Genomic DNA, 12488 nt, shown 5'->3' on the forward strand with positions numbered 1-12488 from the left:
TCGCTTCTCGCTTCTCGCTACTTCTCAAACAACTCAGTATGCAACTTCTGAATCGCTAATCGTGACACTGACTCATCGACCAGGAAGCACAGGTTGTGCGGGCTTGCACCGTAACAGATCATGCGTAGGTTGAACTCTTCGAGTGTGCCGAAAACCTGTTTTGCGTAGCCTTTGCTTTCACTCATATTGTTACCAATCAGAGCCACAAGGCAGAGGTTGTGCTCAACTTCTACGGTACACAATTCTTCAAGTTCCAGACGCGCTGCTTCTGGTAGTTGTGGTGCGCCGCCAGAGGTGTCGGTCTGATCCAATGTCAGTGACACACTGATTTCTGATGTGGTGATCAGGTCTACTGAGATTTTGTGTTTCGCTAGAATTTCGAAAACTTTAGCTAAGAAACCGTACGCATGGAACATTTGCGCGCTGCGTAATGTCACCATAGTTTGATTACAGCGCAGTGCTAAAGCACGAAATAGTGGCGAGCTTTCAACTTGGTGACGAATCCATGTACCACCTTTCTCGGGCTCTTTTGATGAGCCGACGAAGACTGGAATATCGTGGCGTAAAGCCGGAACCAGTGTTGAAGGGTGAAGGATTTTAGCGCCAAAGTTTGCCATCTCTGATGCTTCGCTGAAGCTAATTTCAGGAATCGGTGATGCTTTTGGTGCAATGCGTGGATCCGTGGTGTAGATACCTGGTACATCAGTCCAGATCTCCAGTCCTGAAGCTTCTACCGCTTCGGCAATCAAGGCGGCGCTATAGTCACTGCCGCCTCGGCCTAAAGTCGTAGTGTTACCTTCGCTGTCTGAACCGATAAAGCCCTGAGTCACCACGACATAGCCTTGGCACTGAGGAATTAACCGTTGCTGTGCTAATGAAGAAATTTGCTCTAGTTGTGGCTCTGCCTTACCAAAGTTACTGTCGGTACGTAACACGTCACGGATATCAAAGCGTACTGCATTGATACCTCGCTCTTTCATGAGTTGGGTAAGCAGGTGAGTCGACATGAGTTCACCACAGGCAACCAGGTGATCAGTCAGTTTGTGACTAGACTGAATTGATGCGGCTTCAGCGAGGCTAGTCACTGTATCGAGGATGGCGTAAACCTCGGTTGCCGTTTGAGTGGCATCTTCCAATTGATTTAACACGGCGTCATGAATTTCAGCTAACTTGGCTAAAACTTCATTGCGTCGAGTTTGGTCTTGTACGCCATTGGCTAATTCGACCAGTAGGTTAGTGACACCTGAACATGCGCTACTAACGACAAGTTTAGTGTTCGGGTTGCTTTCAATAATTGCAGCACAACGGCTCATCGCTTCAAAGTTAGCGACACTAGTTCCACCAAATTTAGCTACATTAAAACTGCTCACAGCATTTCTCCCAAGGCTTCCTGAAATAAAAAATTTTGGTAGCTATACCAACATCCAATGTTTTGCTTTGATGAAGAGATTTGAGCGAAAGAGAGGTCTATTTTTGAATGACTTACCTCAGAAGCTCATCATCAGACTGGGCTGATGACAGTTGTAGGGATTCAGCCCTAACAACCGACAGACCCAAACCGACAATTCGGATCCATCTCGGCACTACTCCCCCTCAAGGTGTTGTATTGGATTTGTGGCTCCACAACACGTCTACCTGGGCAGTGCTCCTCTTCTGCAAAATAATTTGCCATGTGGCATAAATATTCACCACATAACCTGCATTGAACGTGTTTCTGTGAACTATGTCAATGGCTTTCTTTAACTTTATGTCATTTATAATTTAACAAACTTGTGACACTGGTTTGACCTCGCTACTTTGGGCTAATTGTCGCGGCGGCAGAATTGGATTAAGGTGGTTTGATAAATAGAGATAGAACGAAAACGATAATTCAAAAGGAGCCGCTAATGACGATTCAGAGTTTTATTCCTCCCCACCGTATTCTTATGGGCCCTGGTCCATCTGATATTTCCCCACAAGTATTGCAAGCTTTGAGTCGTCCTACCGTTGGACATTTGGATCCGCTGTTTGTCGCTATGATGGATGAGCTCAAGTCACTACTAAAGTACGCTTTCCAGACTGAAAATGAATTTACAATCGCGGTCTCAGCGCCGGGTAGCGCTGGGATGGAAACCTGTTTTGTTAATCTGGTTGAACCTGGTGAGAAAGTCATTGTGTGTCGTAATGGTGTATTTGGTGAACGCATGCGTGAGAACGTGGTTCGTGCAGGAGGCATTGCGGAAGTCGTTGATGATGAGTGGGGCGCACCAGTCTCTGTCGATAAAGTCGAGCAGGCATTGAAAGCCAACCCTGATGCTAAGGTTCTGGCATTCGTACATGCTGAAACTTCAACAGGTGCATGCAGTGATGCTGAAGCTTTGGGTAAGCTAGCTAAGCAGTATGGCGTTTTGACTATTGTGGACGCCGTGACGTCGTTAGGTGGTGTGCCACTTAAAATCGATGAATGGCAACTTGATGCGGTTTACTCTGGTAGCCAGAAATGTCTGTCTTGTGTTCCGGGTCTGTCACCAGTGACTTTCTCTCCTGCTGCAATTGAGAAAATTCAGTCACGTAAAACGCCGGTACAGAGCTGGTTCCTTGATCAAAGCTTAGTACTGGGTTACTGGAGTGGTGAAGGTAAGCGTAGTTATCACCATACGGCACCGGTGAACAGCTTGTACGCCTTACATGAGGCATTATTGATTCTCAAAAATGAAGGTTTGGAAGCTGCATGGGCGCGTCATCGCGAGATGCATGAGAAATTGAAACTGGGTCTTGAGAAGCTTGGCTTCGAGTTTGTCGTTGAGCAGGAATCTCGCTTGCCGCAACTTAACGCTATTTATGTTCCAGAGGGCATCGATGAGGCGAAAGTTCGAACTCATTTGTTAGAGACCTATAATCTGGAAATCGGCGCAGGTCTGGGAGCATTGGCTGGTAAGGCGTGGCGAATTGGTTTGATGGGCTATGGTGCACGATCTGAAAATGTAGCGCTCTGTCTGCGAGCCCTCGAAGAGTCACTTAATCAATAAATAAAAAGGCGACCAATAGGTCGCCTTTTTATCGCATATACTCTTCTTTATCTGCTTTGAGTGCATCGATATCCGGTGGGATATAGTCAATATCGGAGAAATCTTTATCGGGGAACAGGAATTGGGCCTCGCTCCGAATTTGTTCTGCTTTGACGGTTTCACCTTGCCCTAAATAAGCCAGGATCAAGTTGTTGTAAAAAGCGGGTCTTGGCTTGTCTTTGATGATCTTAAGTGACCAGTCAATATATGGCTGAATAAACTCGTTTTGTTGCTTAATCAAGCCAATATTGAGGAAAGTACTATAGATATCCCAGTCATATCGGTCTTGCCAAACAATCGGATTGGATACTTGATTAAGGATGTCAGGGTCTTTCGGCTGAGAGCGTTCAAACTGAGTTAAGACATAGTTGGTATGTAGGGAACTGAGCAAATAGACACCAGCCACAATTGGCATAACTAAGCTGAATACACGCAGTGCAGCCTGCGAAATAATACTGAATGAGACTTGGTGGTAACTGCTGGTACGCTGGTCAACCCAGTAAAGCAGGATAACAAAAGTAATCCAGTGAATGGCAGAGTGGTAAAATGGGTACTCTAACTGGCTATGCAAGACGATAGGAACGAACAGACCGAACATCGCCAGGCGGGTGCCTTTCTTAGCTCGAGAAAGGCGAGCCAGAACGAAAACTGCGGCGAGAACGATCGCCAGCAAGGGCAGCAATCCACCTTCAACACCCCAGTAGAGTAGCTCATTATGCGGATGGTCCATGGATGCTAAGCCTGGCTTATAGTTGCCATTAAGCTGGTGCTGACGAGCAGTGTAAACAATGTATTCTGCTTCGAACCGGCCGTAGCCATAACCAGTAAATGGCTTTTCGATCAACATGTCCAATGCTTGTGGGAAGGTGTACTTTCTCGGGCTCTCAAGGTGGACTTTCTGACTGGCTACAGACTCTTGTTCAGCCGGCAGCATAAACGAACTAAACCCCAGGCCAACACCAAGTAAGATCGCCAGTGACCAGCCCGCCATTCGTTTTCTGGTCGCAAAACGATACACGTAGGGAAGAACCAGTGCTGTTGATAGAAGCGCTGCCAGCCAGCCTGTTCTTGAACCTAAAACAATCAGCAGTGGTACGGTCACTACAGGCATAATGTAGAGTAATGCGACTTCACTGATGTGACGTTGGTATTTGATGGGTTGACGAGTCAGAAGGTAGCCAGACAGAGCAAGTCCAGTGGCAAGAAAGCTCGCCATCACGTTAGGTTGCTGGAAAATACCATAAGGGCGATTTTGTAGCGTGTTATAACCGAATGGGTTGCCAGGTTCTAACAGTAAGAACTGAATCCAGCCAAATATGGCTTCAATAAACACGGCAATGGTTATAAACCACAGTAGGCGCTGCTTCTGTTTATTACTGAATCTGAACTGCTGCAGAGCGACAAATAACAGCAAACCAGCCCAGAGACCCGATAGCCTCGTCACGGCAAGAGCTGGAGCTGAAGCCGCGTAAAAGACGGGCAAGGTCATCATAATGCAGCAGATGAATAGGCCGATAGTCAGTTTGTTGTATCTTAAATAGCCAGCTGTGCCTAATTGATATAATCCAATCGCAAGGGAGAGACTGAGCATTAGCCAGGTGGTTGCATTAAAAGAGAGCGCAAGACCTGAGCCGCCCGGGTTAGGCATGAAAAAGTGCATCGCGACAAGAAATACCAATCCTAGCGAAGCTAAGAAAGGTTTGGTTAAAGGCAGTTTAGGCGCCTTTAACTCAAGTTCTGTTCCTGTTACGTGTACCGTTGCCATAAATCATAACACCTTAAACAAATAGACCAGTGATGTAAGGTCACTGGTCTATCAATCTCACATTAGTGATTATTTTAACATAGGTTTTAGGAATCTAGCAGTATGAGAACCTTCGATAAGTGCCACATCTTCAGGTGTCCCGGTTGCAATGATTTCACCACCTCCCTGACCGCCTTCAGGGCCAAGATCAACAATCCAGTCCGCCGTTTTAATCACATCGAGATTATGCTCGATAACCACCACTGTGTTGCCATGGTCACGTAGACGGTGCAATACGTTCAACAACTGCTGAATATCGTGGAAATGCAGGCCAGTTGTAGGTTCGTCCAAAATGTAGAGTGTTTTACCTGTGTCACGCTTAGAAAGTTCACGCGCGAGTTTAACTCGTTGTGCTTCACCGCCTGATAAGGTTGTTGCTGCCTGACCTAAACGGATGTATGACAAACCGACGTCGATCAAGGTCTGCAGCTTACGGGCAATTACGGGGACAGGATCGAAGAACTGACGTGCATCTTCGACCGTCATTTCTAATGCTTCATCAATGGTCTTGCCTTTGTAGCGCACTTCAAGAGTTTCTCGATTGTAGCGCTTACCCTTACATACATCACAAGGTACATACACATCCGGCAGGAAGTGCATTTCGACCTTAATCACCCCGTCCCCCTGACAAGCTTCACAACGACCACCGCGAACGTTGAAACTAAAACGTCCTGGTTTATAACCACGTGAACGTGCTTCTTGGGTTCCTGCAAACAGCTCACGGATAGGAGTGAAAATACCGGTATAGGTCGCAGGGTTAGAGCGTGGGGTGCGGCCGATAGGGCTTTGGTCAATATCAATTACTTTATCAAAGTGCTCTAAGCCTTTTATTTTCTTGTACGGTGCTGGCATTGCCGTTGTTGCGCCGTTCAATTGGGTATGAGCAATCTTAAAGAAGGTATCGTTAATCAAGGTTGATTTACCTGAGCCTGAAACACCGGTAATACAACTGAACAGGCCGACTGGAATTTGTAACGAAACGTCTTTTAGGTTGTTGCCTGACGCGCCGATTAGCTCGACAACCTTCTTCGGATCTTTTGGTGTACGCTGCTTAGGTACGGCAATCTCTTTGACACCACTCAAGTACTGACCCGTCAGTGAGTTCGGGTTAGCAAGGATATCTTCCATTGTGCCTTCTGCTACGACACTACCGCCATGAACACCAGCGCCAGGACCAATATCAATCACATGGTCGGCCATGCGGATAGCATCTTCGTCATGTTCTACAACCAGTACGGTATTGCCCAGATCACGCAAGTGAGTCAATGTTTTTAGCAGACGTTCGTTATCGCGTTGGTGGAGACCAATAGATGGTTCATCAAGCACATACATTACGCCAACCAGGCCTGCACCAATTTGACTAGCCAGACGGATACGTTGTGCCTCACCGCCAGACAGTGTTTCTGCACTGCGTGAAAGGTTGAGGTAATTAAGTCCAACATTAACCAGAAACTGCAGGCGGTCATTAATCTCTTTCATCACCTTATCGGCAATTTGAGCTTTTTGGCCTGCCAACTGAAGAGCAGAGAAGAACTCTAATGCATCAGCGATACTCAGCTCTACGATTTCCGGTAGGGTAGTGTCACCAATGAATACATTACGTGCTTCCAGACGCAGGCGGCTACCATCACAGCTTGAACACGTTTTAGTAGAAATGTATTTCGCCAAATCTTCTCGAACCGCGTTGGACTCAGTATCACGGTATCGACGCTCAAGGGTATTGAGAATCCCTTCAAACGGATGGCGTTTTACGCGAATGTCACCACGATCATTGATGTAGTTAAACTCAATTTCTGTTCTGCCAGAGCCAGTAAGAATAATGTCCCGGGTCTTCTTAGGCAGAGATTTGAAGGGCTCGTGTAGATCGAAGCCATAGTGCTCAGCTAGCGAGGTCAGCATTTGGAAGTAGTAGTAGTTCTTCTGATCCCAACCACGAATCGCACCTTGGGCCAAGCTTAGTGAGTCATCAACAATTACTCTTGCAGGATCAAAATACTGTTGTACACCAAGGCCATCACAGGTATTACATGCACCTGCCGGATTATTGAAAGAGAACAGGCGAGGTTCTAACTCTTGCATGCTATAGCCACAATGTGGACAGGCAAAATTGGCAGAAAAGACTATCTCTTCGCCATCGCCATCCATAGCTGTGACGACGGCAATGCCACCTGAAAGCTCAAGAGTGGTTTCGAACGACTCCGCAAGACGCTGTTGTAGATCATCACGGACTTTAAAGCGATCAACCACAACTTCGATAGTGTGCTTTTTGTGTAGTTCTAATGTCGGTGGATCTGAAAGATCGCAGGTTTCACCATCAATACGAGCTCTGATAAAGCCTTGTGCAGCGAGGTTTTCCAGCGTTTTAACATGCTCACCTTTACGTTCTTTGACGATTGGTGCAAGCAGCATCATTTTAGAACCTGCAGGTAACTCGAGAACTTTATCGACCATTTGTGAGATTGTTTGCGCGGCCAAAGGAACCTTGTGTTCAGGACAACGAGGTTCACCGACACGCGCATAAAGAAGACGCAGATAGTCATACACTTCAGTAATGGTACCCACTGTTGAACGCGGGTTGTGTGAAGTGGATTTTTGTTCGATAGAAATCGCCGGGGACAAACCTTCAATGTGGTCTACATCAGGCTTTTCCATCAAGGACAAAAACTGACGAGCATAGGCAGATAGCGATTCTACGTATCGACGCTGACCTTCCGCATAGAGTGTATCGAAGGCGAGGGAGGACTTACCAGAACCGGACAGGCCAGTGATAACAATCAGTTTGTCACGTGGGATGGTTAGGTTAATGTTTTTCAGGTTATGGGTTCGGGCACCGCGGACTTCGATCTGATCCATTTTCATTACTCTATGCAAAAACAAGTCGGCTAAGTATTACATAGAGTGAGAATTGTGCAAAGAAAATACTGGATAAAAAAACAGTAATAAAAAAGGCAGCGATAGAAACACTGCCTTGAGAATCGTTTGGGCGGTTTACGCTTCTTCTTTAGTTGTTTTCTGCTTACCTAGTTCAGATTTTTTGGTGTCTTTTAGGTAAAGGTTTTCGAAGCAGTAGTTAGTCGCTTCAATGTAGCCTTCAACGCTACCACAGTCAAAGCGCTGACCTTTGAATTTGTACGCCAGAACACAACCCGCTTTTGCTTGTTTAAGAAGAGCGTCGGTTATCTGAATCTCACCACCTTTACCTGGTTCAGTGTTTTCGATCAGCTCAAAGATATCCGGGGTCAGAATATAGCGACCAATGATTGCAAGGTTACTTGGTGCAGTACCAGGCTCTGGTTTTTCAACCATATCATCAACTCTGAAGATATCGTCTTTAATCATTTCGCCGGAAATGACGCCATATTTGTGAGTTTCACTTTCAGGCACTTCCTGTACGGCAACAATGGAGCAGCGGAACTGTTTAAACAGTGCAACCATTTGGGCAAGCACGCCTTCCTGTTCATTGACACACAAGTCATCGGCCAGTACTACGGCAAATGGTTCATCACCGATCAACTCTTTTCCGGTCAAGATAGCGTGACCGAGGCCTTTCATCTCTCGCTGGCGGATGTAGGTAAAGTTTGCAGAGTCGATAATGTCACGGATATCAATCAGTAGATCTTCTTTATTGGTGCCGCTGATCTGATGCTCAAGTTCGTAGTTCTTGTCAAAGTGATCCATGATGGAGTGCTTACCACGACCAGTAACAATACACATCCCGTCCATACCCGCTTGAATCGCTTCTTCAACGCCATACTCAATCAGTGGTTTATTCACCACTGGCATCATTTCCTTCGGCATTGATTTTGTGGCAGGTAAGAAACGTGTACCGTAACCGGCAGCCGGGAAAAGACACTTTTTGATCATTATTCAACCCTTTAACTGTTAACTGAATTCCTAACTGGCGCAACAATATCATGCTTTGAATGAATAGATAATGAATACGCCAGTTTTATAGCAATTTCGTGTCAACTATGTGCGTCAGGATATGGGGTTCATATGTTGTCTCGCCCACGAAGCGGCCTGAGCGCGATTTTTGACACACAATTTCTTAAATATTTTCTGCAGATGAGATTTGACGGTGAACTCACTAATAAACATATCTTCGGCTATTTGAGTATTAGAAGACCCGGAAATTAAGCAACGCAGAATCTGCAGTTCCCGAATGGTCAGGTCGACCGTTGCTGGGGTGGTTTGTGAGTCAACAACACTGCGATAGTAGTATAGTAATTGTGCAGACACTTTGCTCGGCAAGCAGTTTTCACCGTTAATAATGTCTTTACACTGTTTGGCCATATTCTCTATGGTCTCTTCTTGATAGAACAAGCCCTTGAGGTGACCAAAGGCGAGAATTTCGTCAGTGGAGAGTCGATGCGAGACATTAAAAATGATGGTTTCAAAGGATTTGTCAGCAAGGGGCAGATTACGAATCTGGCTCTTTAGTCTGGTATAGGCGTAGTGGTCAATCAACAATATACGGTGTTTATGCTGTTGTAATGCTAACAGAAGATCGCTCGGTTGCATGCGGGGGATAGGTAACTCGAGATGCTGTTCAAGTTTATCAATAAGTGGAGATTTAGCATTAACGTTCTCCGTTAGAAAGTGAATAGTTCTGGTATATATTTTTTGTTCATTGTTATTGTTCCTGTGTGTTTGCATTAGTGCACTCATAGAGTGCTGCAATGAAGCGACCAGTGCTAATCGAGGTGTGGAGTTTGGATTTGAATTCATGACAAAAAGTAATTCATGAATTACTCAGAGTAGCTAGTGTTGGATTGGGGTCTAAAAAACGGCTTAGACTAGTAGGAGTTATCCTAGGAACGGGGGACATTGTCAGCAGAGGAATTTGTCCCTAGCGCAAAGCATGTTATCCTATTGCGCTATTTATCTATCATTACCAATTTAGACGGAGCGAAACATGGCTAGCCGTGGAGTTAACAAAGTTATTTTAGTAGGTAATCTGGGCTCAGACCCGGAAATACGTTACATGCCTAGCGGCGGTGCAGTGGCAAATATCACTATCGCAACGTCTGAATCATGGCGCGACAAGGCAACTGGCGAGCAGCGTGAAAAAACAGAATGGCACCGTGTTGCTCTGTTTGGCAAGCTTGCGGAAGTTGCGGGCGAGTACCTGCGTAAAGGTTCTCAGGTTTATGTTGAAGGTCAACTTCAGACTCGCAAATGGCAAGACCAAAATGGTCAAGACCGCTACACAACAGAAGTTGTTGTACAGGGTTTCAATGGCGTAATGCAGATGCTTGGCGGTCGTGCTCAGGGCGGCGCTCCTGCACAAGGTATGGGACAGTCACAACCACAACAAGGTGGTTGGGGACAACCTCAACAGCCAGCTATGCAGCATCAACCTGCACAGCAGCCTCAGTCACAACCACAACAAGCTCAGCCTCAATACAATGAGCCACCAATGGATTTTGATGACGACATCCCATTCTAAGTGCTTGTTATTGAAAAAAAGCCGCGCAAGTCGCGGCTTTTTTATATAGTAAATAATGTGAAATACGAAATAGCTCCTTAAGTGTCAGGTAAGGAAGGCTAGCTAAGTTACTATTTATCGATTAGCATCCTGCAGATTTTAAATCGTATGCTGAGAAAAGGAATTCTTTATCCATGAGGTACACCCCTACCTTAAAGTTGAGCACCAGACTTGTCGCTTTTGTGACTGTTATTGTCACGAGTGCGATGTTTATCCTTTTTCTTGGTGGCACTTTATCTTTTAAACGATTAGGGCAAGAGTATCTGGACCACTCTCTAAAGGGCATTGTTGAAGTGGTAGATAAAGAGATGGAAGATCCTGATGCAGCCTATTCGCTGCAAAGATGGATGCCTAAAATGCTTCAAGCCTCTAATATTGTTGAGATGGAATTGCACTCTTCCTACGGTGTGATCTACCGATTTAAAGATACTGCCTCTAAAGTCGATGCTTCGTTGCTATACCAAACTCAATATACCCTAGAGCGCAACGACGGCTATAGCATCCGTTTTAAAGCGGTCCCTCCCTACATAGGGTATGGATACTCCTTACAAGCTTTATGGTCGACCACTTTAGCGGTTGGATTGATTGTTTTCTGCCTTCTTCGCGGTCTCAAATGGCTTAAAGAGCAGTTACACGGCTCAGAATTGCTTGAAGAACGTGGACGGATGATCTTAGCCGGACGGGTAGAAGAGTACGCAAAGGGCGACTTAAAAGAGTGGCCGTATACTGCCAGTGAAGCATTAGACCGACTGATTGAAGAGTTACAGGATGCTCGCCAAGAGAGAAGTCGATTCGATACCTTTATCCGGACTCAGACATTTTTAGATCAACTTACAGGCGCGGCGAATCGTGTGCTGTTTGATAGCAAGCTAGAGGCAGCGCTCTCTGAGCATGGCTCACATGGCGGTGTATTGATCATCCGTGTGGATGACTGGGAAGAGATCCATGAAGAGCAGAGTAAACAAGTTGCGAATGATTTTCTTATCGAAGTCGGAGAAGGATTAAACAACGTTATTCAACGTTATCCGGATGTGATTCTTTCTCGTTACTATAGTTCAGACTTTGCTATCTTTGCGCCGAATCTGTCGAGCAAAGAGGTTTCTAACATGGCAGTTCATTGTCTTAAACAACTCGCTAAACTCAACCCTCCTTCTCCGCTAGAAATGGACAATTGGGTGCATATTGGCGTTAGTATGTACCGCGAAGGAGAAAGCCAAGGGCGAATCATTGATGAGGCAGAGACGGCGTTAAAGAGTGCTCAGCTGCAAAACATCAATACCTGGAGCCGTTTTCAGAAGCATGTTGGGCCGGATGAAGATCGTGGCAGTGTTCGCTGGCGGACTCTGTTTGATGTCGCCTTAAAACCAGAACATTTGTATGTCTTTTCTCAGCCGTGCTATTTATTAAATCATCAGCAAGATAATAAAGTTGACCACTTTGAACTGTTCGCTCGCATCAATGATCCTGAAAAAGGAGTGATTAAAGCGTCGAGATTTAACTCAGCGATTGAGTCGGTCGGCTATGAAACCAAGCTTGATATAGCAACGATCACAACGATCAGGCGGTACTTAACTGAGTCAAAAGATACATCGACTTTTTCGATTAACTTACACGTCGTTCCTTTTGCCGATCGCAGCTACTTTAAATGGTTTCGAGATGAGTTGTTGCAATTGCCTTCTGAGCAAAGGGCTCGCTTAATCTTTGAGTTTGCTGAGGCTCGATTAGTCAAGCACCTAGACTATATGCGTCCGGTCAGCAAAATGATCGCAGGTTTGGGGTGTCAGGTTGCAATTGGGCAAGCAGGACGTTCTATAGTTAGTACTCACTATCTTAAAGAGCTTCCTGTGAGTTATTTAAAACTCCATCGCAGCTTAGTGAAGAAGATCGATCAGCGTCATGAGAACCAACTCTTTGTCCGCAGTTTGCTTGGGGCTTGTGCGGGACTAAAAACTCAGGTTATTGCGGTCGGGGTCGATAATAAACAAGAGTACAAAACCATCATAGATTTGGGTGTACACGGTATTCAGGGGCGATACTTATCTGCAGAGAAACAGCTATTGCCTCTGCAAACGGCTAAGAAAAAAGTGGCTACCCCTTCAAGCAAAGTACAAATAGGGCGACGAAATCGCTGGCGAAGAACATAGAGCAG

8 protein-coding genes and 1 riboswitch are annotated in these 12488 nt (G+C 45.7%); of the genes, 3 read left to right on the top strand and 5 right to left on the bottom strand.

Annotated elements, in window-relative coordinates:
* Window positions 1–17: 17 nt before the first annotated feature.
* Complete coding sequence (gene lysC, locus RH46_RS03115) at window positions 18–1370, bottom strand: lysine-sensitive aspartokinase 3 (protein WP_006877953.1); 1353 nt, start codon at window positions 1368–1370, stop codon at window positions 18–20.
* Window positions 1371–1483: 113 nt separating this feature from the next.
* Window positions 1484–1661, bottom strand: a riboswitch (Lysine riboswitch).
* A gap of 225 nt (window positions 1662–1886) precedes the next feature.
* Here lysC and RH46_RS03120 point away from each other — a divergent pair.
* Entirely contained in the window at window positions 1887–3008 is a 1122-nt protein-coding gene (locus tag RH46_RS03120) for a pyridoxal-phosphate-dependent aminotransferase family protein (RefSeq protein WP_006877954.1), read from the top strand.
* A 28-nt stretch (window positions 3009–3036) separates the two neighbouring features.
* Here RH46_RS03120 and RH46_RS03125 read toward each other — a convergent pair whose 3' ends face one another.
* The 4 genes from RH46_RS03125 to RH46_RS03140 form a co-directional block, all read right to left on the bottom strand.
* Window positions 3037–4812, bottom strand: a complete 1776-nt coding sequence (locus RH46_RS03125; protein WP_006877955.1) for a PglL family O-oligosaccharyltransferase — start codon at window positions 4810–4812, stop codon at window positions 3037–3039.
* Between the two features lie 69 nt (window positions 4813–4881).
* A complete protein-coding gene (gene uvrA / locus RH46_RS03130; RefSeq protein ID WP_006877956.1) occupies window positions 4882–7704 on the bottom strand; it encodes an excinuclease ABC subunit UvrA in 2823 nt (940 codons plus the stop codon).
* Window positions 7705–7839: 135 nt separating this feature from the next.
* Window positions 7840–8715 carry a UTP--glucose-1-phosphate uridylyltransferase GalU gene (gene galU, locus RH46_RS03135; RefSeq protein WP_006877957.1) on the bottom strand — a complete coding sequence of 292 codons (876 nt, stop codon included), beginning with the start codon at window positions 8713–8715 and terminating at the stop codon, window positions 7840–7842.
* A gap of 114 nt (window positions 8716–8829) precedes the next feature.
* Window positions 8830–9507, bottom strand: a complete 678-nt coding sequence (locus RH46_RS03140) for a response regulator transcription factor (RefSeq protein WP_006877958.1) — start codon at window positions 9505–9507, stop codon at window positions 8830–8832.
* A gap of 259 nt (window positions 9508–9766) precedes the next feature.
* On the opposite strand from RH46_RS03140, the gene RH46_RS03145 reads away from it, so the two are divergent.
* Complete coding sequence (locus tag RH46_RS03145) at window positions 9767–10300, top strand: single-stranded DNA-binding protein (protein WP_006877959.1); 534 nt, start codon at window positions 9767–9769, stop codon at window positions 10298–10300.
* 173 nt (window positions 10301–10473) lie between these two features.
* A complete protein-coding gene (gene csrD, locus RH46_RS03150) occupies window positions 10474–12483 on the top strand; it encodes an RNase E specificity factor CsrD (protein ID WP_006877960.1) in 2010 nt (669 codons plus the stop codon).
* The last annotated feature ends 5 nt before the right edge of the window (window positions 12484–12488 follow it).

Origin of the sequence: Vibrio brasiliensis LMG 20546 (genome assembly GCF_000189255.1) — a bacterium.
Classification (GTDB): Bacteria; Pseudomonadota; Gammaproteobacteria; order Enterobacterales; family Vibrionaceae; genus Vibrio; species Vibrio brasiliensis.

Bases quoted from the DNA above. Each gene is read 5' to 3' on its own strand.
- csrD (WP_006877960.1), top strand. From the start codon at position 10,474: ATGAGGTACACCCCTACCTTAAAGTTGAGCACCAGACTTGTCGCTTTT.
- galU (WP_006877957.1), bottom strand. From the start codon at position 8,715: ATGATCAAAAAGTGTCTTTTCCCGGCTGCCGGTTACGGTACACGTTTC.
- RH46_RS03145 (WP_006877959.1), top strand. From the start codon at position 9,767: ATGGCTAGCCGTGGAGTTAACAAAGTTATTTTAGTAGGTAATCTGGGC.
- uvrA (WP_006877956.1), bottom strand. From the start codon at position 7,704: ATGGATCAGATCGAAGTCCGCGGTGCCCGAACCCATAACCTGAAAAAC.
- RH46_RS03140 (WP_006877958.1), bottom strand. From the start codon at position 9,507: ATGCAAACACACAGGAACAATAACAATGAACAAAAAATATATACCAGA.
- RH46_RS03120 (WP_006877954.1), top strand. From the start codon at position 1,887: ATGACGATTCAGAGTTTTATTCCTCCCCACCGTATTCTTATGGGCCCT.
- RH46_RS03125 (WP_006877955.1), bottom strand. From the start codon at position 4,812: ATGGCAACGGTACACGTAACAGGAACAGAACTTGAGTTAAAGGCGCCT.